This is a genomic window from Streptomyces sp. NPDC093261, assembly GCF_044753645.1.
In the GTDB taxonomy this organism is placed as follows: Bacteria; Actinomycetota; Actinomycetes; order Streptomycetales; family Streptomycetaceae; genus Streptomyces.
Genome location: NZ_JBIVNO010000003.1, coordinates 206,692 through 229,959, shown reverse-complemented (window position 1 = coordinate 229,959; position 23,268 = coordinate 206,692). Strand labels below are relative to the sequence as shown.

The 23,268-nt window shown below is 72.2% G+C and carries 19 protein-coding genes; 16 read left to right on the top strand and 3 right to left on the bottom strand.

Annotation, left to right across the window (positions count from 1 at the left end):
* Positions 1-31 precede the first annotated feature (31 nt).
* Entirely contained in the window at positions 32-1,087 is a 1,056-nt protein-coding gene (locus tag ACIP94_RS10140; RefSeq protein ID WP_402422248.1) for a helix-turn-helix transcriptional regulator, read from the bottom strand.
* A 297-nt stretch (positions 1,088-1,384) separates the two neighbouring features.
* On the opposite strand from ACIP94_RS10140, the gene ACIP94_RS10135 reads away from it, so the two are divergent.
* From ACIP94_RS10135 to ACIP94_RS10125, 3 genes are all read left to right on the top strand, one after another.
* Positions 1,385-1,720 carry a hypothetical protein gene (locus ACIP94_RS10135; protein ID WP_402422245.1) on the top strand — a complete coding sequence of 112 codons (336 nt, stop codon included), beginning with the start codon at positions 1,385-1,387 and terminating at the stop codon, positions 1,718-1,720.
* A 596-nt stretch (positions 1,721-2,316) separates the two neighbouring features.
* Complete coding sequence (clpB, locus tag ACIP94_RS10130; protein WP_402423043.1) at positions 2,317-4,914, top strand: ATP-dependent chaperone ClpB; 2,598 nt, start codon at positions 2,317-2,319, stop codon at positions 4,912-4,914.
* Positions 4,915-5,300: 386 nt separating this feature from the next.
* Positions 5,301-5,825: a YbjN domain-containing protein gene (locus ACIP94_RS10125; RefSeq protein ID WP_402422242.1), complete on the top strand. Its 525-nt coding sequence runs from the start codon at positions 5,301-5,303 to the stop codon at positions 5,823-5,825.
* 6 nt (positions 5,826-5,831) lie between these two features.
* On the opposite strand, the gene ACIP94_RS10120 is transcribed toward ACIP94_RS10125, so the two are convergent.
* Both ACIP94_RS10120 and ACIP94_RS10115 read right to left on the bottom strand, forming a co-directional pair.
* The gene (locus ACIP94_RS10120; protein WP_402422239.1) at positions 5,832-7,034 is read right to left on the bottom strand and encodes a mannosyltransferase family protein; all 1,203 of its coding nucleotides are present in this window, start codon (positions 7,032-7,034) and stop codon (positions 5,832-5,834) included.
* Between the two features lie 183 nt (positions 7,035-7,217).
* A complete protein-coding gene (locus tag ACIP94_RS10115) occupies positions 7,218-8,417 on the bottom strand; it encodes a pyridoxal phosphate-dependent aminotransferase (protein ID WP_402422236.1) in 1,200 nt (399 codons plus the stop codon).
* A 1,009-nt stretch (positions 8,418-9,426) separates the two neighbouring features.
* Between ACIP94_RS10115 and ACIP94_RS10110 the strand changes: the two genes are divergently transcribed.
* From ACIP94_RS10110 to ACIP94_RS10050, 13 genes are all read left to right on the top strand, one after another.
* The gene (locus ACIP94_RS10110) at positions 9,427-9,984 is read left to right on the top strand and encodes a DUF2617 family protein (RefSeq protein ID WP_402422233.1); all 558 of its coding nucleotides are present in this window, start codon (positions 9,427-9,429) and stop codon (positions 9,982-9,984) included.
* 64 nt (positions 9,985-10,048) lie between these two features.
* Positions 10,049-11,710, top strand: coding sequence for a polyamine aminopropyltransferase (locus tag ACIP94_RS10105; RefSeq protein WP_402422230.1), 1,662 nt, complete (start codon positions 10,049-10,051; stop codon positions 11,708-11,710).
* A 78-nt stretch (positions 11,711-11,788) separates the two neighbouring features.
* Positions 11,789-12,766, top strand: coding sequence for an SRPBCC family protein (locus ACIP94_RS10100; RefSeq protein ID WP_402422227.1), 978 nt, complete (start codon positions 11,789-11,791; stop codon positions 12,764-12,766).
* A 45-nt stretch (positions 12,767-12,811) separates the two neighbouring features.
* Positions 12,812-13,600 carry an aldose 1-epimerase gene (locus ACIP94_RS10095; protein ID WP_402422224.1) on the top strand — a complete coding sequence of 263 codons (789 nt, stop codon included), beginning with the start codon at positions 12,812-12,814 and terminating at the stop codon, positions 13,598-13,600.
* Positions 13,601-13,610: 10 nt separating this feature from the next.
* Positions 13,611-14,159 carry an orotate phosphoribosyltransferase gene (gene pyrE / locus ACIP94_RS10090; protein ID WP_402422221.1) on the top strand — a complete coding sequence of 183 codons (549 nt, stop codon included), beginning with the start codon at positions 13,611-13,613 and terminating at the stop codon, positions 14,157-14,159.
* 139 nt (positions 14,160-14,298) lie between these two features.
* Positions 14,299-15,330 carry a class II fructose-bisphosphate aldolase gene (gene fbaA, locus ACIP94_RS10085; protein WP_402422218.1) on the top strand — a complete coding sequence of 344 codons (1,032 nt, stop codon included), beginning with the start codon at positions 14,299-14,301 and terminating at the stop codon, positions 15,328-15,330.
* Positions 15,331-15,433: 103 nt separating this feature from the next.
* Positions 15,434-16,936, top strand: a complete 1,503-nt coding sequence (locus tag ACIP94_RS10080) for an MFS transporter (RefSeq protein WP_402422216.1) — start codon at positions 15,434-15,436, stop codon at positions 16,934-16,936.
* Between the two features lie 285 nt (positions 16,937-17,221).
* A complete protein-coding gene (locus tag ACIP94_RS10075; protein WP_402422213.1) occupies positions 17,222-17,635 on the top strand; it encodes a DUF3151 domain-containing protein in 414 nt (137 codons plus the stop codon).
* A gap of 190 nt (positions 17,636-17,825) precedes the next feature.
* Positions 17,826-18,674 (top strand): tryptophan 2,3-dioxygenase family protein, encoded by an 849-nt coding sequence (locus ACIP94_RS10070; protein ID WP_402422210.1) that lies wholly within the window; start codon positions 17,826-17,828, stop codon positions 18,672-18,674.
* The gene (gene kynU / locus ACIP94_RS10065) at positions 18,667-19,860 is read left to right on the top strand and encodes a kynureninase (protein ID WP_402422207.1); all 1,194 of its coding nucleotides are present in this window, start codon (positions 18,667-18,669) and stop codon (positions 19,858-19,860) included. Before ACIP94_RS10070 ends, kynU begins: the two co-directional genes overlap by 8 nt.
* Positions 19,861-20,047: 187 nt before the next feature.
* Positions 20,048-20,989, top strand: coding sequence for an alpha/beta hydrolase family protein (locus ACIP94_RS10060; RefSeq protein ID WP_402422205.1), 942 nt, complete (start codon positions 20,048-20,050; stop codon positions 20,987-20,989).
* 225 nt (positions 20,990-21,214) lie between these two features.
* Positions 21,215-22,561: a sensor histidine kinase gene (locus ACIP94_RS10055; protein ID WP_402422202.1), complete on the top strand. Its 1,347-nt coding sequence runs from the start codon at positions 21,215-21,217 to the stop codon at positions 22,559-22,561.
* Positions 22,558-23,232: a response regulator gene (locus ACIP94_RS10050; protein WP_402422199.1), complete on the top strand. Its 675-nt coding sequence runs from the start codon at positions 22,558-22,560 to the stop codon at positions 23,230-23,232. The genes ACIP94_RS10055 and ACIP94_RS10050 overlap by 4 nt, the downstream gene beginning before the upstream one ends.
* The last annotated feature ends 36 nt before the right edge of the window (positions 23,233-23,268 follow it).

Genomic DNA, 23,268 nt, shown 5'->3' with positions numbered 1-23,268 from the left:
CCCTTCACCGGCTTATGAGCCCTTCACCGGCCTATGAGCCCCCGTCACCGCGAGGGCCCGGGCCGCCCTCCCCCGGCGGGTGGTTCTGACTCAGGATCCCCGACTGCGCTATGAGATAGCCGAGTTGGGCACGGCTGCCGCTGCCGAGGGCTGTGGCCAGCTTGGCTATGTGGGCGCGGCAGGTGCGCACGTTCATGCCCAGGCGGCGGGCGATGGCCTCGTCGACATGGCCCTCCACCAGGAGCTTGGCGATGGAGTGCTGGATGTCCGTGATGCCGTCCGGATCGGTTTCGTAGGGGGTGCCCGCCCTCAGCGGCACCGCCCGGCCCCACATGAACTCGAAGACCTTCACCAGATAGCGGACGAGGCCCGGGTGACGCAGCTCCAGGGCGACCTGGCGGTCGTCGCTGATGGGGATGAACGCGACCGCCTCGTCGCAGATGATGAGCCGCTCGACGAGTTCGTCGATGGTGCGGTACTCGGCCTTGCCGTCGGCGAACTGGTCCACGTACGCCAGTCGCTCCGGGCTGTAGCGGGCCGTGTGCTGATAGAGGGTCCGGATGCGCACCCCACGCTCGATCAGCGGCCGGTCGCGCTCCAGACCCTCGATGAGCCGGCGTTCGGGGCGGTGGCCGCTCGGCTGGACCGTCAGCATCTCGTTCTGGCACTGGGCCGTGGCCAGGTCGAGCGCCGCGTTGATCCGGTCGAGCCCCTCCAGCACCGTGATCGAGTGCGTGGGCGCGGTCACCTGCGCGCTGAGCGCCATGAACGGCTCGAAGGTTTCGGCCAGGTTGGTCGACAGCCGCCTGCGCTCGGATATCTCACGTTCTATCGGGTTCAGCCGCTGGGCCAGGGCGACCGAGGGGGGCACGGGACGCAGCCAGGTGGCGTCGTCCGGATCGGGATGGAGGAGGGCGAACTCCATCAGGCAAGGAGCCTCTTCCGCGTCGGCGCGGGCGATACGCCCTGTGCGCAGGGCGTTCGCATACAGGCGGCCACCCTCCTCGCACAGTTCGGTCAAGGCATGGGGATGTGTCTCTTTAGCCCGATTGGTTGTCAAACCTCCACCCCCCAGGGTCCTGAACATGCAGGAACATGATGCACCGATTGTGTGGCCATGACGTGCCCGAATGAGCCATCGTCTAAGTCGACGGGGGAAGAGGGGACCTTCAAGTGAGGACGAAGCCGACTATGGGTAAGAGAATGCTTCGCTCGGTGCTTGTCGCCACCTTCTCCGCCGTTGTGGCCTTCGGAACACTGAGTGGCCTCTCCGGCACGAAGGAGGACGTGCGAGCGGACAGCGTCTGGTCGTTGGTGCCCGCTTCTTCTGCGGCCGGCGATGGCAATGCGCCCGTCGGCACAGATGACAGCGTGTGGAGCTGATGTGACCACTCCTCCGGACGACCGCACCTTCCGTCGCGAGATGGCCACGGCCTACCGCTCCGGCTGGCACTTCATCGACCTGGTCACCGCCATCCCCCACAGCGGTGACTCGTTGATGGTGACCGTGTTCGGGGAGCCCGTGGTCGTCGCCCGGGACGATGACGATGATGTGCGGGCCTACCGGCTCCTGCGGCGGCCTCGGGGGGCGCCGCAGCCTGTCCGGTGCGCCATACGGTACGGAATGATCTTTGTGAATCTTGACCAGCGCGACCACCGGCTGGTCGAACCGGACACCCCGGTCATGCGGACCATTACAGCCACCCCCCGCAGTGCCTGACGCGATTCCCCCGTCGTAACAGATCGCTCAGGTGCTTCCCCCCGCAGCGGCGTCACCGTGACCTGAACACGGTGACGCCGCTGCAGTTTCTGCGGAAACTCCGGGTATGCCCCAACGCCACGGTGGCTGAAATCAGTCCTTACCCGGAGTTCGGCCGGATGCGCGCTCCTCACCGACCGTGACGGCTTCGCCGCGGGCGCCGGTCGGGTGGTGTGCCCTCGGTCTGCCTGCGGCCGCCCGTGGCCCCTTCGCGCACCCGCTTGCGCCTGTCCGCTCCGGCGTTCCCGCTCCCGCGCTCTGTGATCACCGAGCCAGGCCCGCGTCCGGCCCGTATTCCCTACGGCCGGAGCGGGCCCTTCGTGCTGCCGTACGGGCGGGGGAGGCCGGCGCACTGCAGTGGCCGCCCCCCTCCGGGGTACTGGATGCCGGACGCGCCCTGTGGGTGAGCGGACGGCCCTCGCTCCCCGGAACATCGCCGTTCTCTCTCCCGCTCGGCGCCTTGAGTGGAATAGACTCAACTTTGTGTACGCTGCTCTCGTCAGCGTGAAGGATTGACGACAGCTGAGCGCGGCCGACGCAAGGAGGAGAACGGGAACGTGGACGCCGAGCTGACCAACAGGAGCCGGGACGCGATCAACGCGGCCGGCAGCCGGGCCGTTGCCGAGGGCCACCCGGACCTGACCCCCGCCCATCTGCTCCTCGCGCTGCTGGAGGGGCAGGACAACGAGAACATCATCGACCTGCTGGCCGCCGTGGACGCGGACCAGGCCTCCGTGCGGGCCGGCGCCGAGCGCGTGCTCGGAGGGCTGCCCAGCGTGACCGGGTCGACCGTCGCACCGCCCCAGCCCAACCGCGAACTGCTGGCCGTGATCGCGGACGCGAGCCAGAGGGCCAAGGACCTCGGCGACGAGTACCTCTCCACCGAGCATCTGCTCATCGGCATCGCGGCCAAGGGAGGCGGCGCGGGGGAGGTCCTGACTCGCCAGGGCGCGGACGCCAGGAAGCTGCTGGACGCGTTCCAGAAGACAAGGGGAGGACGCCGGGTGACGACCCCGGACCCGGAGGGCCAGTACAAGGCTCTCGAGAAGTTCGGCACCGACTTCACCGCCGCCGCGCGCGACGGCAAGCTCGACCCGGTCATCGGCCGGGACCAGGAGATCCGCCGCGTGGTGCAGGTGCTGTCCCGCCGCACGAAGAACAACCCGGTCCTCATCGGTGAGCCCGGCGTCGGCAAGACGGCCGTCGTGGAGGGGCTCGCCCAGCGGATCGTGAAGGGCGACGTGCCCGAGTCCCTCAAGGACAAGCGGCTGGTCGCGCTGGACCTCGGCGCCATGGTCGCGGGTGCCAAGTACCGCGGCGAGTTCGAGGAGCGCCTGAAGACCGTTCTCGCCGAGATCAAGGACTCCGACGGCCAGATCATCACGTTCATCGACGAGCTGCACACCGTCGTGGGCGCCGGCGCCGGCGGCGACTCCGCCATGGACGCCGGCAACATGCTCAAGCCGATGCTGGCGCGCGGTGAACTGCGCATGGTCGGTGCGACGACCCTCGACGAGTACCGCGAGCGGATCGAGAAGGACCCCGCGCTGGAGCGCCGCTTCCAGCAGGTGCTGGTCACCGAGCCGACCGTCGAGGACACCATCGCGATCCTGCGTGGCCTCAAGGGCCGCTACGAGGCCCACCACAAGGTGCAGATCGCGGACAGCGCGCTGGTGGCCGCGGCCACCCTCTCCGACCGGTACATCACCTCGCGCTTCCTGCCCGACAAGGCCATCGACCTGGTCGACGAGTCCGCCTCGCGGCTGCGCATGGAGATCGACTCCTCCCCCGTGGAGATCGACGAGCTCCAGCGGGTCGTGGACCGGCTGCGCATGGAGGAGCTGGCGCTCGGCAAGGAGACCGACCAGGCCTCCAAGGAGCGGCTGGAGAAGCTGCGCCGCGACCTCGCCGACAAGGAGGAGGAGCTGCGGGGCCTGACCGCCCGCTGGGAGAAGGAGAAGCAGTCCCTCAACCGTGTCGGTGAGCTGAAGGAGAAGCTCGACGACCTGCGCGGCCAGGCCGAACGCGCCCAGCGTGACGGGGACTTCGACACCGCCTCCAAGCTGCTGTACGGCGAGATCCCGGGCGTGGAGAAGGAACTGGAGGCCGCCTCCGAGGCCGAGGAGGAGGCGTCCAAGGGCACCATGGTCAAGGACGAGGTCGGCCCCGACGACATCGCGGACGTCGTCGCCTCCTGGACGGGCATCCCCGCCGGACGCCTTCTGGAGGGTGAGACGCAGAAGCTGCTGCGGATGGAGGAGGAGCTGGGCCGGCGGCTCATCGGCCAGACCGAGGCCGTACAGGCCGTCTCCGACGCCGTGCGCCGCAGCCGGGCAGGCATCGCCGACCCGGACCGCCCGACCGGCTCGTTCCTCTTCCTCGGCCCGACGGGTGTCGGCAAGACCGAGCTGGCCAAGGCGCTCGCCGACTTCCTCTTCGACGACGAGCGGGCGATGGTCCGCATCGACATGTCGGAGTACGGCGAGAAGCACAGCGTCGCCCGGCTGGTCGGCGCCCCGCCCGGATACGTCGGCTACGAGGAGGGCGGCCAGCTGACGGAGGCGGTGCGCCGCCGCCCGTACAGCGTGGTGCTCCTCGACGAGGTGGAGAAGGCGCACCCGGAGGTCTTCGACATCCTCCTTCAGGTGCTGGACGACGGCCGACTGACGGACGGTCAGGGACGCACGGTCGACTTCCGCAATGTGATCCTCGTGCTGACCTCGAACCTGGGCAGCCAGTACCTGGTCGATCCGATCTCGACGGAGGAGGAGAAGAAGGAGCAGGTGCTGGAGGTGGTCCGCGCCTCCTTCAAGCCGGAGTTCCTGAACCGGCTCGACGACCTGGTGGTCTTCTCGGCGCTGTCGAAGGACGAGCTGAGCCGTATCGCCCGGCTCCAGATCGACCGCCTGGCCAAGCGGCTGGCCGAACGGCGGCTGACCCTGGAGGTCACCCCGGAGGCCCTGGCCTGGCTCGCCGACGAGGGCAACGACCCGGCGTACGGCGCCCGTCCCCTGCGCCGACTCGTCCAGACCGCCATCGGCGACCGCCTCGCCAAGGAGATCCTGGCCGGTGAGGTCAAGGACGGCGACACGGTCCGGGTGCACACCTTCGGCGACGGGCTGCTGGTGGGCCCCGCGTCCGGCAAGACCCTCTGACCGGCGGTCCCCCGGCGGGGCCGCCCGGTCGGCCCGCGTGGGGGGAGAGGTGCACGAGGGCGGTGTCCCCGTCCTCGTACTCCACGGTCGGCTCGACCTCGTCGACGCCGGCCGGCGGGTTCTCGCGTGCCGTGCGCGTCGCCCATGCGGTCGGGCGGCGCGGCGCCGCGAGGGCAGGGAAAGCCACCGGAGTCCCCACATGATCCTGCGCCTGCCCGGCCCCCGCCCGCCCGGCCCCCGCCCGCCCGGTCCACCTGCCTGGCCCGCCCGCCCGGCGGACACCGGCCGGATCATGTCAGCCCCCGGCGGACACGACCCGCTCAGGGTTGCCAGCCCCCTCCCCGGATGAGGGAGGATGGCGGAATCCGTACGAAGGGAAGAACACGGTGAGCATCGACCCGTCCTCGATTCCGAATTTCGGGGGCCAGCCCGAGCCGCAGCCGCCGGCGGGCCCCGTGGTTCCGGATCAGGACCTCGTGAAGCAGCTCCTGGACCAGATGGAGCTCAAGCACCTCGTTGACGAAGAGGGAGACCTCGTCGCACCGTGGGAGCAGTTCCGTACGTACTTCATGTTCCGCGGCGAGGGCGACCAGGCCGTCTTCTCCGTGCGGACGTTCTACGACCGTCCCCACCAGATCGACGAGAAGCCGCAGCTGCTGGAGTCCATCGACGACTGGAACCGGCGCACCCTGTGGCCCAAGGTCTACACCCACACGCACGACGACGGCACCGTCCGCCTCATCGGTGAGGCGCAGATGCTGATCGGCACCGGCGTGAGCCTGGAGCACTTCGTCTCGTCGACCGTGAGCTGGGTGCGCGCCGCCATCGAGTTCGACCGGTGGCTCGTCGAGCAGCTCGGCCTCACGGAGGAAGTCGACGACGCGGACAAGCCCGAGGACGACGGAGAGTAGACCCGGCTAGAGGGGCGACCGGGCCAGTACCACCAGATACGCCCCATAGGCAAAGGAGAGCCCGGCCAGGGCGCTCGCCACGATGGTGGCATGCCATGGCCGGGCTCTCGCCGTCCGTACCAGCGCCCGCGCCACCACGATCAGCAGCGGGAACGCCGGCAGCAGAAAGCGCGGCTTGGACTCGAAGAACCCGGAGCCGCCGAGCGCGATCACCAGCAGCACGCCGCTGTAGACGACGAGCGGCAGCGGGGCACGGTCCGCGATCAGCAGCGCGAAGAGCACGCTGCCCACCCCGAGGACCACCAGGGCCATCGGGAACAGCAGCCGGGTGCCGTGCAACGCCATGTGCTCGGTGAAGCGCAGCGCGCCGTGCCCGAAGTCGAACCGCGAGCCCCACAGCCGCTGCACGGTGAAGTAGCCGCCGAGCGGATCGCCCTTGCGGTGGCCGACCCACAGCACATAGCCGCTCCAGCCGAGGGGGGCGAGGGCCGCGCCCGTCCACAGCCTGTGGGAAACTCCGCGACCACGCGCCCGCCACACCTCGTGGGACGCCGACGCGAGCACCGCGACGGCTACCGAACAGCCGTTCGGTCGGGACAGGCCGGCGAGCGCCGCCAGCGCCCCCGCCCACACCCAGCGCCCTGTCAGGACCGCGTACAGCGACCAGGCGGCGCACGCCGTCAGCACGGGCTCGGTATAGGCCATCGAGAGCACGACGGAGTGCGGCAGCAGCCCCCAGAGCGCGACGAGGACGGTGGCCGCGGCGGGGCCGTGCAGCCGTACGCCGATCCGGTAGATGCCGTACGCGGCGACCGCGGCGGCCGTCCAGGACACCAGCAGCCCCGCCTTGACGCCGTCGAGCGGGGTGAGGGTGGCGACCGCCCGGACCAGGCCGGGGTAGAGCGGGAAGAACGCCAGGTCGCTGTGGACACCGGTGCTGTTGCGCAGGGTGTATCCGTAGCCGTGGGCGGCGATCCTCAGGTACCAGACGGAGTCCCAGGAGTGCCCGAGCAGAAGCAGGGGGTGTTTGCCCGCGGACCGGGCGACGAGGGCGAGCACCAGACCGCCGCACAGCCGGGCGACGAAGAACAGCCCGAGGGCCGCGGCGGCCGTCGTCGGCGGCCGCCGGCCGTCCCCGGCCGGACGGACACGGTCGCTGTTCCTCGGGGCCCGCGCGGTGGGGGCCGAGATGGTCCTGGCGTCGGTCACACCGGAACCATGCGTCCATCACACCCGATTTGCGAACCTTGCGCGGCCGTGCGGGTGCGAATTCCCGCGTACGGCGCGCTGCCGGTTGACGCGCGGGGACGCCGGTTGACGGGCCGGGGCGGCGGTCGACCCGCTCGGGTCGTCTCCGGTGACGTGCGTGGTGTGCCCGGCCGGTCGGCGGTGTCAGTCCACCAGGGCCTTCAGCCGCCGGACCGCCTCCTCCAGGACCTCGATGCGCTTGCAGAAGGCGAAGCGGACGAACGGGGCACCGGCCTCCCGGTGGTCGTAGAAGACCGTGTTCGGAATGGCGACGACTCCGGCGCGCTCGGGCAGCGCGCGGCAGAAGGCGAGTCCGTCGCTCTCGCCGAGGGGGCGGATGTCGGTGGTGACGAAGTAGGTTCCGGCCGGCCGGAACACCGCGAAGCCCGCCTCCGCGAGCCCGCTCGCGAGCAGGTCCCGCTTGGCCCGCAGATCCGCCCGGAACCCCTCGAAGTACGTCTCGGGAAGGGCGAGCGCCTCGGCGACGGCGTACTGGAAGGGCCCGGACGACACATACGTCAGGAACTGCTTGGCCGAGCGCACCGCGGCGACGAGCCCGGCCGGCGCCGTCACCCAGCCGACCTTCCACCCCGTGAAGGAGTACGTCTTGCCCGCCGACGAGATGGTGACGGTCCGCTCGCGCATGCCCGGGAAGGTCGCGAGCGGCACATGCTCGGCGTCGTCGAACACCAGGTGCTCGTACACCTCGTCCGTGACGACGAGCAGATCCCGCTCGACGGCCAGCTCGGCGATCGTGGACAGCTCCTCGCGGGTGAGCACGGTGCCGGTGGGGTTGTGCGGGGTGTTGATCAGCAGCAGCCGGGTGCGGTCGGTGACGGCGTCGCGCAGTTCGTCCAGGTCGAGGCGGAAGCTCGCGCCCCCCTCGTGGTGCGGCCGCAGCGTGACCGGCACGCGCCGGCCGCCCGCCATGGCGATGCAGGCGGCGTACGAGTCGTAGTACGGCTCCAGCGCGATCACCTCGTCACCGGGCTCCAGCAGGGCCAGCAGAGCCGCGGCGATCGCCTCGGTCGCCCCCGCGGTGACCAGCACCTCGGTGTCCGGGTCGTACGCGAGGCCGTAGCGCCGCCGCTGGTGCGCGGCGATGGCGGTGCGCAGCTCGGGGACGCCGGGGCCCGGCGGGTACTGGTTGCCGCGCCCGTCGCGCAGCGCCCGCACGGCGGCCTCGCGGACCTGCTCGGGGCCGTCGGTGTCCGGGAAGCCCTGACCCAGGTTGATGGATCCGGTGCTCAGGGCGAGGGCCGACATCTCGGCGAAGATCGTCGTCCCGAACTCGGCGAGCCGACGGTTGAGGAAGGGGCGCGCGCTGGAGGTCATGGCCGCCATCCTGCGCCGAAGCTCTGTAGTTCCTCAACTCTGCTTTGGCCGGTGGAAGGCGAGGGCATCCCCCGTGCACCCGGGTACACGGAGGAGCCCGCGGGGGCCGCCCGGGGGAGTGAGAGGAAAGGGGGACGAGGTCATGTTGTTCGGCATCGCCGTGGTGATCGTCTGCATCGGTCTCGTGGTGAGCCTCGTGGTGAACGCCCGTAGGCGCGGCCCGAAGGCGGCGTCGCGGTCGGCGGCCCGAGGCGCGCGGACGCGGGGGTCCTCGTGGGGCCGCAGTGGCAGCGACAGTGGGGACGGCAGTTGGTGGGCCGCCGGGATCGCCGGTGACTCCTCGTCGGGCGGCCACCACTCCGGAGGGCACCACTCCGGGGGGCATCACTCCGGAGGGCACGACTCCGGGGGGCATCACTCCTGCGGCGGGGGCCACTCCTGCGGCGGCCACTCGTCCTGCGGGTCGTCGTGCGGCGGGGGCGGGTGCGGCGGAGGGAGCTGACCGGCGGGAGGTCTTCGAGGGGGAGGACATCCGGGTCGTACGTGCCCGCCGGGATCGTCTCCCGGCGGGCACGCGGCATGGGGCGTGCCGACGGGAGCGACCGGAGGGGCGTGGGCGACGCGAGGGAGAGTCACTCGATCGAGGGAGCGCGCGGATGCGTGGCGTCCGTATCGTGTGCGGCCGCGCGCCCGACCGGGGGGTGCGGAGGCGCATATGTCAGCCGCGCCAATGCCCCTGGCGTACGCCGTAGTTGAACAGATGCGCTGTGGAGCCCTCGGGGGGATGGAAACCGGGCGGTCTTGGGTAAAAACGCTGTGACGACGCCACAGTTCATGATTCCCTCTCAACCACCGAAGCAGCCCGCGGACGTCCCTCGGACACCTGTCCCGCAAGCGTCCTCCCCACCGGGCCGACCGGACGTACCACCCGACTGGCCGGGCCGGCCTCGTCCGCCGGCGCCACGACCGGGGTGCGCCGGACCCCACTCCTCACTTTGCGTGCTAGCGGAGCCGATCCATGCTCACGACCCTGAACACCGCCTACACCGACACGCGTGCGGCCGACCTGGCCTGGACCATGGGCCGCGAGCCGCTGCCCGCGCTCGCCACGCTGGATCTCGAACTGTCCGGCACACGCCTCCAGTTGAGACTGCTCGGCGCGTCCCACCAGGTACTTCTCGAGGAGGAGCGGGGCATCTGTTCGGAGACGGTGGCGTGTATCGCGGGCTCCAGCGCGCCGCTGCCGCTGGGCGTGGCCAAACGGATCGGCGACTGGGAGTACGAGTTCGCGGCCCGGGTCGAGGTCCTCTCCCCCCGTTCCTTCGCCGGCCGCGCCCAGGAGTTGCTGGCACTGGTCTCCGACCATCCCCATGGCCTGGCCGGCGTCTTCCCCGGCAGCCCGCACGCGTTCACGGCGTTGCTGGCCCGCCACCACGAGGGCCAGGTCCACTGGCGCACCTGGCACGCCTACCCGCAGGACGGCCAGTTGGTGGCGACCCGGACCCGGGTCGGCGTGAGGACGCCGGCCGCGCGGACCGACGCCGGCCACTCCCGGCTCAGCCCCTCCGGGGTATGAGGAGGCGGCAGTTCCACACGTGTGGGTGACAAAGCCCGCCGCGACCCTGACGTAGCGTTCCCACGTGATCGAACCGCACGCGCCCGCACCACCCGCCGTGCCGCGCCCCTGGGGCGAGGCCGGCACGGCCCAGGCGCGGCTGCCCGTACGCCCCGGCACCGGACGGTTTCTCGTCCTCGCCGGCGTGTTCGTCTGCGCGGCCTGCGGACTTGTGTACGAGCTCGAACTCGTCGCCCTGGCCTCGTACCTGACCGGCGACTCCGTCACCCAGGCCTCCGTCGTGCTCTCGGTGATGGTCTTCGCGATGGGCATCGGCTCGCTCGCCGCGAAGCGGCTCCGCTTCCGCGCCGCCGCCGGTTTCGGCGCGGTGGAGGCGGCGCTCGCGCTGGTCGGCGGTTCGAGCGCCATGGCCCTGTACGCGGTCTTCGCCTGGACCGGTGACTGGGGCGGCGTCTGGTCCGGCGGTCCGCGCTGTCTGCTGGTCGGCTTCTCGCTCGCCATCGGCCTGCTCATCGGTGCCGAGGTGCCCCTGCTGATGGAGCTGATCCAGCGCATCCGCCGCCAGGACGCGGGCGGCGCGGTCGCGGACCTCTTCGCGGCGGACTACGTGGGCGCGCTGGTCGGCGGCCTCGCCTTCCCCTTCCTGCTGCTCCCGCAGCTCGGTCAGCTCACGGGCGCCCTGCTCACCGGCGCGGTCAACGCGGTCGCGGGCGGCGCCCTGGTCCTCGGGCTGTTCCGGCGGGACCTGAGCCGCCGCGGCCGCTGGCTGCTGCTGGCCGCCAACGTCGTCGTGCTCGTGCTGCTCGGTACGGCGGCCGCCCTGGTGAGCGACTTCGAGCGGGCCGCACGCCAGGCGGTCTACGGAGGCCACGTCCGGGTGGCGGTGCGCAGCGGTGTCCAGGAGGCGGTGCTCACCGGCGGCACCCGGGACCACCCCCTGGACCTCTTCCTCGACGGCCGGCTGCGGATGGACGGCAGCGACGAGCGCCTCTACCACCAGGCGCTCGTGCACCCCGCGATGAGCGGTGGGCCGCACGCGCGCGTGCTCGTCCTGGGCGGCGGTGACGGCCTCGCGGTGCGCGAGGTGCTGCGCGGGCCGCGCGTGCTCCGGGTCGACGTGGTCGAACCGGACGCGGCGGTGGTCCTGCTCGCCCGCCGCGACCGCGCCCTGTCCGCGCTGAACGGCCACGCCTTCGCGGACCGGCGGGTCCGGGTGCGGACGGCGGACCCGTTCTGCTGGCTCAGGCACACCCGGGGCACGTACGACGTGGTGATCGCGGACCTCCCGGACCCCGGCATCGCGGCGAGCACGAAGCTGTACTCGCAGGAGTTCTACGGCCTGGTCCGCCGTGTGCTGGCGCCGGGCGGCCGTCTCGTGGTGCACGCGGGCCCGGCGACCTCCCGCCCGCGCGTCTTCTGGACGGTCGAGGCGACGGTTCGGGCGGCGGGCCTGCGCACGGTCGTCTACCGCGTCGCCGCCGGCGCCGGGGATCCCGCGGGAGGCCCGGACGGCACCGGGCGTTCCACGGGCCTGTCCCGGGCCCCGCGCGACTGGGGTTTCGTGCTCGCGGCCCTGACCCGCCCGGTGCTGACCCTGGACCCGCGCGTGCCGCGGCTGCCGGTGCTGAACCAGGCGTCCCTGCTGGCGGACGCGCGGGACGCGGCCCGCACCCGGCTGCCGGACCTGCCGCCCTCGACGCTGCTGCACCCCGGGTACACGCGCTGAGGGCCCGGACCTCCCCTGTGGTGTGAATCCCGTGATGTACGGGTGCGGTTCGGGATCTGCTGGGTAGGCTCGGCAGACATGGAGCATGAGGTGTTCGTACCGGTTCCTGCCGAGGGGCTCGGCCGGGCGTTGGCGGACCCCGCACGGGTGGCCCGCGCGATCCCCGGCCTTCAGCAGGACGCCGGCGCGGATCCCGTGGCCGGCCGGCTGAAGGTGCGGGTCGGCGGCCACACGATCACCTACCGTGGCTCGCTGCGGATCGCGGGGCAGGACGACGGCTCGTACCTGGTGGAGGGCGAGGCCACGGAGGCCCGCGGCACCGGTGCGGTCAAGCTGTCCCTGTCCGTGCGGCTGCGCCCGGCCGAGGGCGGCACCACGGTCGTGTTCACCGGAACGGCCACCGGGGACGGCCGGATCGCGGAACTGCCCCCGGACGCGGTGGCGTCGGCGGGGACCCGGCTGCTGGGCAGATGCGCGGAGAGCCTGGGGGAGACCACCCGGCCGGACGACGAGGAGAGGGTCGAGGAGAAGGCCGAGGAGAGGGTCGAGGAGAAGGCCGAGGAGAGGGTCGAGGAGAAGGCCGAGGGAACGTCTCCGGAGGCGGCGGAGCCCGCGGCTCCCTCGGCTCCCTCGGCTCCCGAGTCCCCGTCGTCTCCCACGCCTCCGGAGTCCTCGTCGTCTCCCACGCCTCCGGAGTCCTCGTCGTCTCCCTCGGCTCCCGAGGCCCCGTCATCCCCCTCCTTCTTCGACGCCGGCGTCCCCCCGTCGTCCCTCGACCGGTTCGCGGACGACGACGAGGCGGGTTTCGTGGACGACGACGAGGCCGGGTTCGAGGGCGACGACGAGCCTCCGGCCGAGGCGGCGCACGCCCGGCGCACGATGATCGGCCGCAGCGCCGAGGAAGTCGATCACGCGCCCCCGCGCGGCCGCTACGCGCCCGTTCCGGCCCCGGAGACCGTGACGGCCACCGCCACCCTCCGCTGGGCCGCCCCGGCGGCGGCCCTGCTCGTGGCCTCGGCCATCGTGGCGGGCCGCCTGCTGCGCCGCCGCCGCTGACCGGTGGCGGCATGTCCTCTTGATCGGGGAAGTAGGGTCGGCCTCGTGAGTAACGACGAGATCACGTTGGCCGCGGGAGACGCGGAAGTCGTGCTGGCGCCGGCGAACGGCGGGCGGGTCCGGAGCCTGCGCGTCGGCGGTGCGGAGCTGCTGCGGCAGGGCGAGCGCTACGGGTGCTTCCCGATGGTCCCCTGGTGCGGACGCATCCGGGACGGCATGTTCCGCGACGGCGGCACCGTCCACCGGATGCCCCTCAACGCCCCGCCGCACGCCATCCACGGCACCGCACGGAACGGCGCCTGGCGGGTGGCCCGCGCAGAGCCGGCCGAGGCCGTCCTCACCTACGACCTGGTCGCCCCCTGGCCCTACCCCGGCCGGGTCACCCAGCTCGCCTCGCTCACCGCCGACGCGCTCACGCTGACCATGTCCGTCGAGACGTACGACTCCTCGTTCCCGGCCCAGGTCGGCTGGCACCCGTGGTTCAACCGCACCCTCGGCGGCGAGGACGTGCGCCTCGACTTCGCGCCCGCCTGGCAGGAGGAGCGCGGCGAGGACCATCTGCCCACCGGCAACCGCGTCGACCCGAAGCCCGGTCCCTGGGACGACTGCTTCGGCATGCCCGGCGGCATCGATGTCACCCTCACCTGGCCGGGACGGCTTGAACTGCGGGTCACCAGCCGCGAGGAGTGGGTCGTGGTCTACGACGAGCAGCCGGAGGCGGTGTGCGTGGAACCGCAGACCGGCCCGCCGAACGGCCTCAACACCCTTCCGCGCCTGGTCACCCCCATCGAGCCGCTGGAGGCCACGACGACCTGGACGTGGCGACGCCCTTAAGCTGGCTGGCATGACTGACGTGCGTGGTGAGCTGTTGCAGCAGATCAAGGACAAGGCCGTGGTGCACGGCAAGGTGACCCTGTCGTCGGGCAAGGAAGCCGACTACTACGTCGACCTGCGCCGCATCACCCTCGACGGGGTGGCCGCCCCGCTGGTCGGTCAGGTCATGCTCGACCTGACCGCCGACCTGGACTACGAGGCGGTCGGCGGTCTGACCCTGGGCGCCGACCCGGTGGCCACCGCGATGCTGCACGCCTCCGCCGCGCGCGGGAGGACGCTCGACGCGTTCGTCGTCCGCAAGGCGGGCAAGGCGCACGGTCTCCAGCGGCGTATCGAGGGCACCGAGGTCGCGGGCCGGCGGGTGCTGGCCGTCGAGGACACGTCCACCACCGGCGGCTCGGTGCTGACCGCCGTCGAGGCGCTGCGGGAAGCCGGTGCCGAGGTCGTCGCGGTCGCCACCATCGTGGACCGGGCGACGGGCGCGGCCGAGGCGGTCGCCGAGAAGGCGGGCGTGCCGTACCTGTTCGCGTACTCCAAGGACGAACTCGGGCTGGACTGAGGCAGGGGTCTTCCACAGGCTGGACAGGGTGTCCGATGCATCCGGCTCCGTCTGCAAAGATGGGGCCGACGATGACGTCACCCCCTAGGTCAGGGCCCTCAGCACGCAGAACGCAACCCGCACAACAAGGAGCGGACAGATGCCCATCGCAACCCCCGAGGTCTACAACGAGATGCTCGACCGGGCGAAGGCAGGCAAGTTCGCCTACCCGGCCATCAACGTGACGTCTTCCCAGACCCTGCATGCGGCCCTGCGCGGTTTCGCGGAGGCGGAGAGCGACGGCATCGTCCAGATCTCGACGGGTGGCGCCGAGTTCCTGGGCGGCCAGTACAGCAAGGACATGGTCACCGGTGCCGTGGCCCTGGCCGAGTTCGCTCACATCGTCGCCGAGAAGTACCCGGTCAACGTCGCGCTGCACACCGACCACTGCCCGAAGGACAAGCTCGACGGGTATGTGCGTCCGCTCCTGGCGATCTCCGAGGAGCGGGTCAAGGCCGGCCGGAACCCGCTGTTCCAGTCCCACATGTGGGACGGCTCGGCGGAGACCCTCTCCGACAACCTGAAGATCGCCCAGGAGCTGCTGGAGCGCGCCCGCGCCGCGAAGATCATCCTCGAGGTGGAGATCACCCCCACCGGCGGTGAGGAGGACGGCGTCTCCCACGAGATCAACGACTCGCTCTACACGACGGTCGACGACGCGATCCGCACGGCCGAGGCGCTCGGCCTCGGCGAGAAGGGCCGCTACCTGCTGGCCGCGTCCTTCGGCAATGTGCACGGTGTGTACAAGCCGGGCAATGTCGTCCTGCGTCCCGAGCTGCTGAAGGAGCTGAACGAGGGCGTCGCCGCCAAGTTCGGCCGCCCGGCCGGGAGCCAGCCGTTCGACTTCGTCTTCCACGGCGGCTCCGGCTCCTCCGAGCAGGAGATCCTGACGGCGCTGGAGAACGGCGTGGTCAAGATGAACATCGACACCGACACGCAGTACGCCTTCACGCGTCCGGTCGCCGACCACATGTTCAAGAACTACGACGGCGTTCTGAAGGTCGACGGCGAGGTCGGCTCCAAGAAGACCTACGACCCGCGCACCTGGGGCAAGGTGGCCGAGGCGTCGATGGCCAAGCGTGTGGTGGAGGCCTGCGGCAACCTCCGCTCCGCCGGCAACAAGATCAAGTAACCGGCACTCTCCGCAGGTTCACACGGATTCCCGACGGGCCCGGTCAGTCACCGGGCCCGTCGCCCGTCTGGTCCCAGCGCCGTCGAGGCGGGATGATCGCTCCATGGCTGTCACCGCACGGCAGGCCCCCGCCACTCGGGTGGGAACCCCGCAGGGCACATGGATCCTTGTGACGACCGTGCTCGGGTCCAGCATGGCGCTGCTGGACTCCACCGTCGTCAACGTCGCCCTCCCACGTATCGGCCGCGACTTCGGCGCGAGCCTCGCCGCCCTTCAGTGGACCGTCAACGCGTACATGGTCACGCTGGCCGGTCTGATCCTCCTCGGCGGTGCCCTCGGCGACCACTTCGGCCGACGCAGGATCTTTGTCCTCGGGGTGGTGTGGTTCGCGACCGCCTCCCTGCTGTGCGGCCTCGCTCCCAACCCCGGCGTCCTCATCGCCGCCCGCGCCCTCCAGGGGATCGGCGGCGCCCTGCTGACCCCCGGCTCGCTCGCGCTCATCCAGGCGTCGTTCCACCCGGACGACCGGGCTCGGGCGGTCGGCCTGTGGTCCGGCTGCGGTGGAATCGGCGCCGCCATCGGCCCGTTCGTCGGCGGCTGGCTGGTGGACGGCCCGGGCTGGCGCTGGGTCTTCCTCCTCAACGTCCCACTGGCGCTGCTCTGTGCGCCCATCGCCCTGCGGCACGTCCCCGAGTCCGCCGCCGGAGGCGGTCACCGCCGCTTCGACGCCCTCGGTGCCGCTCTCGGCGCCCTGGCCCTCGCCCTGACGACGTACGCCCTCATCGAGGCCCGCTCCGGTTCCCCGGCCGTGCCCGTCCTGGGGGGCCTGGGCGTGGCCGCGGGCATCGCCTTCGTCTATGTCGAGAAGCATCGCACCGACCCGATGATGCCGCCCGGCATCTTCGCCTCCCGGCAGTTCACGGCGGTCAACCTGGTGACCCTCTGCGTCTACGCCGCCTTCGGCGGCTTCTTCTTCCTCACCGCCCTCCAGCTCCAGGTGGTGGCGGGCTACTCACCGCTCCGGGCCGGTACGGCACTGCTGCCCACCACCGTCCTCATGCTCCTGTTCTCGGCCCGCTCCGGAGCCCTGGCCGAGCGCATCGGGCCGCGCATCCCGCTCACCGTCGGCCCGTTGCTGTGCGCGGCGGGCATGCTGCTGATGCTGCGCGTCGGCAAGAACGCCTCGTACGCGGCCGATGTCCTGCCCGCCCTGCTGGTGATGGGTGCGGGCATGGTCACCCTGGTCGCCCCGCTGACGGCGACCGTGCTCGCCTCGGTCGACACCGCACGGGCGGGCCTCGCCAGCGGCATCAACAACGCGGCGGCCCGCGCGGCAGGACTGTTCGCGGTGGCCGCGCTGCCGCTGCTGACCGGGATGGGCCCGGACGCGTACCGCTCGGCGGACGCGTTCGACGCCGCCTTCCGCCGCGCGATGCCCCTGTGCGCGGCCGTCCTGGTGGCCGGCGCGGTGCTCGCCTTCGCGACCGTACGCCGCCCGCGCCCGGGCTGCCGGCACCCCGAATGCCGCACCCACGGCAATGTGACGTCCCCACCCCTGGAACCACCGCGCGAGACCGGCGCCTCCGGCACTGGCGGGACGGCGTGACGGTGTGCCCGCCACCGATCGCCGGGGCGTGGCGACGGCGCGCCGCGCCCTCGGCCGGTCGGGCGGGGTGGGGGGTCGTCGGTCGTTGGTCGGCCGGGCGGGGTGGGGGGGGCGTCGGTCGTTGGTCGGCCGGGCGGGGTGGGGGGCGTCGGTCGTTGGTCGGCCGGGCGGGGTGGGGGGCGTCCCGTCGCTGGTCGGCCGGGCGGGGTGGCCCTGACTCCACTGCCCTTCGGTGGTGCGCGGGCAGGCGTTGCCGGTCAAGGGCCATGGCGCACACTGGGAGCCATGACCCTTCACGAGAACCTCCTCGGGGGCCCGCCCCCGACCCATCTGCCCGACGACCCGGAGCCGCGCGAACTCCTCGCGAACGGCGTGGCCCCCGCCGAGGTAGCGGCCCGCTACCCGGCGGCCTTGCTCGCCTGGGCACAGCTGGCCGACGACGCGTTCGAGCGGGACTCGGTCGTCGAGTCGTACGCCTACGCCCGTACGGGCTATCACCGCGGCCTGGATGCCCTGCGCCGCAACGGCTGGAAGGGCCACGGGCCCGTGCCCTGGGAGCACGAGCCGAACCGCGGCTTCCTGCGCGCCCTGCACGCCCTTGCGCGCGCCGCGCACGCCATCGGCGAGCAGGAGGAGTACGAGCGCTGCACGCAGTTCCTGAAGGACTCCTCGCCGACCGCGGCCCAGACGCTCGGCTAGCGGCGAGGACGCCCTGGCCGAGGGCACGAGGTACCGGGCCGGTGGCGAAAGAGTGGTCGAGGCCCGCCTGTGACCGGGCGGGCCTTGCGGGGCCCGGGTGCCTCACGCAGGATGCGGGTGGGGACCGGGGCCCCCGTGCCGGCATCGGCAGGGGCGGACCGCTACCCGAAGCACACAACAGGAGACAGCGATGTCCCACCAGGCTCATCGGTCCGAAGAGACTCAGGAGCCCGAGACCCCGCATCTCGATTTCCAGGGCACGACGCCGTACGAGGACTACGTCAGGGCGGACGTGCTCACCCACCTTCAGCAGACCCTCTCCGACGACCCCGGGGAAATGGTCTTCCTGGTCACCACCCAGGTGATGGAGCTGTGGTTCACGGTGATCGTCCACGAGTGGGAGACCGCGTCGCGCGCCCTGCGCGAGGACCGGGTGCCGGCGGCGATCGACGCGCTGAAGAGGTCCGTACGGGAACTGCACGCGCTGAACGAGTCCTGGCGGCCCCTCGCGCATCTGACGCCCGCACAGTTCAACTCCTACCGCTCCGCCCTCGGCGAGGGCTCCGGCTTCCAGTCGGCGATGTACCGCCGTATGGAGTTCCTGCTCGGTGAGAAGTCCTCGTCCATGCTGGTGCCGCACCGGGGCGCGCCGCGCGCGCACGCCGAACTGGAGAAGGCGCTGCACGAGCCGAGCCTGTACGACGAGGTGCTGCGGCTTCTCGCCCGCCGCGGGCACCCGGTCCCCGACGCCGTGCTGCACCGCGACGTCTCCCTGCGCTACGAGCCCTCGGAGCGGGTGGAGGCGGTGTGGACCGCCCTGTACTCCGGGGATCCGGCGGACGAACTCGCCCGTCTGGGCGAGGTGCTGACCGATGTGGCGGAACTGGTGTGGCGCTGGCGCAACGACCATCTGGTGGCCACCCGGCGCGCGATGGGCGCCAAGCCCGGCACCGGCGGTTCCGCCGGGGTGGCCTGGCTGGAGAAGCGGGCGCAGAAGAACGTGTTCCCCGAGCTGTGGACGGCGCGCTCCCATGTCTGACCTGACCGAGAAGGCGAGGGATCTGGACGCGGCGGACGATCTGGCCGCGCTGCGCGAACAGTTCGTCCTCGACGAGGCCGTCTACCTGGACGGCAACTCGCTGGGCGCGCTGCCGGCGGCCGTGCCCGGCCGGATGGAGGACGTCGTCCGCAGGCAGTGGGGCCGGCTGCGGATCCGCTCCTGGGACGAGAGCGGCTGGTGGACCGCGCCGGAGCGGATCGGCGACCGGATCGCCCCGCTGGTGGGGGCGGCACCCGGACAGATCGTGGTGGGCGACTCGACCAGCGTCAACGTCTTCAAGGCGTTGGTGGCGGCCGTGCGCATGGCCGCGACGGACGGGAGTGGCCGGGACGAGATCCTGGTCGACGCGACGACGTTCCCGACGGACGGTTACATCGCCGCGTCGGCGGCGAGGATGACCGGCTGCACCCTGCGCCCGGTGGCCCCGCCCGAGGTGCCGGGCGCCCTGAGCGGCCGTACGGCGGCGGTGCTGCTGAACCATGTCGACTACCGCACGGGCAGGCTGCACGACCTGCCCGGCCTGACGGCCGCGGTGCACGCGGCGGGCGCGGTCTCGGTCTGGGACCTGTGCCACAGCGCGGGCGCCCTGCCCGTCGGCCTGGACGCGCACGGCGTCGACCTGGCGGTCGGCTGCACCTACAAGTATCTGAACGGCGGCCCGGGCGCACCCGCCTATCTGTATGTGCGGCGGGAGGCGCAGGACCGCTTCGACTCCCCGCTGCCGGGCTGGAACTCGCATGTGGAGCCGTTCGGCATGCACGGCGCCTATGAACCGGCGGCGGGCGCGCCGCGCGGCCGCGTCGGCACCCCGGACATCCTGTCCATGCTGGCCCTGGAGGCGGCGCTCGAGGTGTGGGACGGGGTGTCGATCGACGCGGTGCGCGCCAAGTCCCTCGCGCTCACGGACTTCTTCCTGGAGTGCGTGGCGGCGTATGTCCCGGAGGGCCGGGTGGAGGCGCTGACCCCGCTGGCCCACGCGGAGCGCGGCAGCCAGGTCGCGCTGCGTTGCGAGGGCGCCGGCGATGTCATGAAGCGGCTGATCGCGAGCGGCGTGGTCGGCGACTTCCGCCCCCCGGACGTCCTGCGCTTCGGGTTCACCCCGCTGTACGTGGGCTTCACGGACGTGGAGCGGGCGGCTCGGGTGCTGGCGGAGGTGCTGTCCTGAGCCGCGGGTGACCACGGCGGCACGTCCGGGGTCGTACGGCGGCCCCGGACGGTGATCCCTCCGTCCTCACCGAGCGTCACCACTCCGTGCGGACGCAGGGCACCTGCCTGATACCGTCCCCGCCAACGGCCGACATTCCCTCCGGCCACCGCGTACGCATCCCGTTTCGCCGCTGAGAGGTTGGAGCATGCCGGACGACGCCGCCCCCCGCGATCCCGCAGAGCCGGACGACGCGTCCGCTGCGGAGGAGGCGTCCGCCTTCTCGCACCCGCCGGTGGAACCCGACGCCACCGCCACCTACGGCGACAACCCCGACCAGGTGATCGACTTCTACGCCCCCCGGGAGGCGGGACCGGTCGAGGAGGACGCCACGGGTCTCGTCCCGCTGGTGGTCGTTCTGCACGGCGGCGCGTGGCGGGCGCCGTACGACCGCCTCCACATCACCCCGTTCGCGGACTTCCTGGCCCGCCGGGGCTTCGCCGTGGCCAATGTCGAGTACCGCAGGGGCGCGCTCATCCCGTCGCAGGCCGACGGCTCGGAGGGCCCGGGCGGCGCGGCGGGCCCGGTGGCGGGCCGCTGGCCGGACACCTTCGACGACATCGCGGCGGCGTTCGACGCCCTTCCGGCCCTCGTACGCCAGGCGTTGCCGCAGGCCGACCAGCGCCGCACGGTGATCACCGGGCACTCGGCGGGCGGCCACCTCGCCCTGTGGGCGGCGGCCCGCCATGTGCTGCCGGCGGACGCCCCCTGGCGCACGGACCGCCCGGCTCCGCTGCGAGGCGTCGTGGCCCTCGCCCCGATCGCGGACTTCCACGTCGCCGAGAAGCTGGATGTGTGTGGCGGGGCGGCGATCCAACTCCTCGGCGGGGCAGGCTCGTTCGCCGAGCGGCGGCCGTATGCGGACCCGGCTCTCCTGCTGCCCACCGGCATCGCCACGACCCTTGTCCAGGGCCGCCGGGACCTCGTGGTCCCACAGGCGGTCGCCGAGTCGTACGCGGAGGCGGCGGCGAGGGCGGGCGAGGTGGTGGGCCTCACGCTGCTGGAGGACGTCGGCCACTTCCCGCTGATCGACCCGGTGGCGGACGCGTGCGCGGTGGTGGCGGAGGAGATCGCCCAACTGGCGTGGTAGGCACAGGAGTCCGCCGGGGTCATACCCGTCATGCCTGAGAGCCAGTTCCCGGGACCGGACACAGGCAGCGGTGTTCGCCCACGAGTCGGGGCTGGTCCGGCCGTCGGGGTACTGACTCCGCCCCCCGGCGGGAAGCGGGGCCCTGCCCGTAGTACTTGAGACGGATCCCCGGGGACCCTCTCACTGGTGACGACCGCGCACCGTTCCCGGGCCTACCTTCTTCACGTGACCGAGACGACCCAGACGCAGACGACGCCGGACGACGCGTTCCGCCCGTACACGCCGCGCAGCCCGGAGTACCGGGCGGCCGTGGAGGCCCTCCGCGGGCTGCGGCAGGACCTGTTCCACGACGCGTTCGCCTACCGTCCGCTGCCCCCGAAGAGCGTCGAGGGGTCGCGGAGCGGGCGGCTGTCCGGCCGTATGCGGGGATACGCGGCCTGGAGCCGGCACATCGTGGTGGCGGGTGCCGGAGTGGTGGCGATGCTGGCCGCCCTGGCGAACAACGACGGGGGCGCGGCCTGGCCGCTGTGCGGTCTGTTCGCCCTGGTCCCCGTGCTGGTGACGCTGGTCCGCCCGGTCGCGGCGTTCTGGCTGTCCTTCGTGGCGACCACGGCCGCGGCTGTCGTGGGCTCCTACTGGAGCGCCTGGCCCTGGGCGCCCGGCAGCTTTCTCTCCCATCTGACGGTGCTGACGGTGGTGGCGATACGCACCCGGCCGCGCACGGCGGCATGGATGTGGCTGGTCACCGCGGCCTACGCGTTCGTCGCCCAGACCGGGTTCGGCTGGAACCACTATGGCGGCGACACCGCCGCCATGCTGGTGGTCTCCGCCCTCGCCCTGCTGGCCGTCACCGTCTGGCACACCCGCCGGGACGCGGAGCAGGAGGTGACAGCCCGGCTGACCGAGACCGCGCACGAGCGCTCCCGGCGCACCCTGCTGGAGGAGCGCACCACGATCGCCCGCGAGCTGCACGATGTGGTCGCCCACCACATGTCGGTGGTCGCCATCCAGGCCGAGGCCGCGCCCTACCGGGTGGAGAACCCGCCGCCGGAGCTGGAGAAGGCCTTCGCCACCATCCGGGAGAACGCGGTGGCGGCCCTCACGGAGCTGCGCCGGGTGCTGGGCGTCGTACGGGCCGAGGACTACGAGGCACCGGACGCCCCGCAGCCCACCCTGGCCGACCTGGACGCCCTGCTGGCGAATGTGCGGGAGGCCGGCCTGACCGTGGACAAGGTGGTCACGGGCGCGGAGCGAGAGCTTCCGCAGGGCGTCGAGCTGTCGGCGTACCGCATCGTCCAGGAGGCCCTCAGCAACACCCTGCGGCACGCGCCGGGGGCCACGGCCCGTGTGGAGCTGGGCTATGTGCTCGGCGGGCTGGGTCTGCGCGTGGTCAACGGCCCGGGGGCGCACGTGCCGCTGAGGAAGCCGACGCACGGTGCGGGGCACGGCATCACGGGCATGCGCGAGCGGGTCGCGATGCTGAACGGGGAGATGACGGCGGGGGAGACGGACGACGGTGGGTACGAGGTGACGGTGTTCCTGCCGGTGCCCGCGGCGGAGGAGGCCGCGTGACCGGTGGCGGTATCCGCGTGCTGATCGCGGACGACCAGATGATGGTCCGGGAGGGCTTCTCGGTGCTGCTCGGGGCGATGCCGGACATCGAGGTCGTCGGGGAGGCGGTCAACGGCAGGGAGGCGGTCGAGCGGGTCCGTGAACTGTCCCCGGACGTCGTGCTGATGGACATCCGGATGCCGGAGCTGAACGGCATCGAGGCGACCCGGCAGATCGTCGCCGCGGACGGCACGGCGAAGGTGCTGGTGCTGACGACGTTCGACCTGGACGAGTATGTGTACCAGGCGCTGCGGGCGGGGGCCTCCGGCTTTCTGCTCAAGGACGCGTCGGCCCGCCGGCTCGCCGAGGGCGTTCGCGTGGTGGCCTCCGGCGAGGCCCTGCTGGCGCCCTCGGTGACCAAGCGGCTGATCGCGGAGTTCGCGAAGCTGTCCGGGACGCCGCGCCTGGTCCCCGCCGCGCGGGGGGCCTACGGGGATCTGACCGACCGGGAGACGGAGGTGCTGGTGCTGATCGCGCAGGGCCTGTCGAACGCCGAGATCGCCCAGTGCCTGGTGGTCGCCGAGTCGACGATCAAGACCCATGTGAGCCGCATCCTCGTGAAGCTGGGCCTGCGGGACCGCACCCAGGCGGCGGTGTTCGCGTACGAGGCGCGGCTGGTGACCCCGGGATGACCGAGCCGGGGCCGCGGCGGGTGGGACACCTCTGGT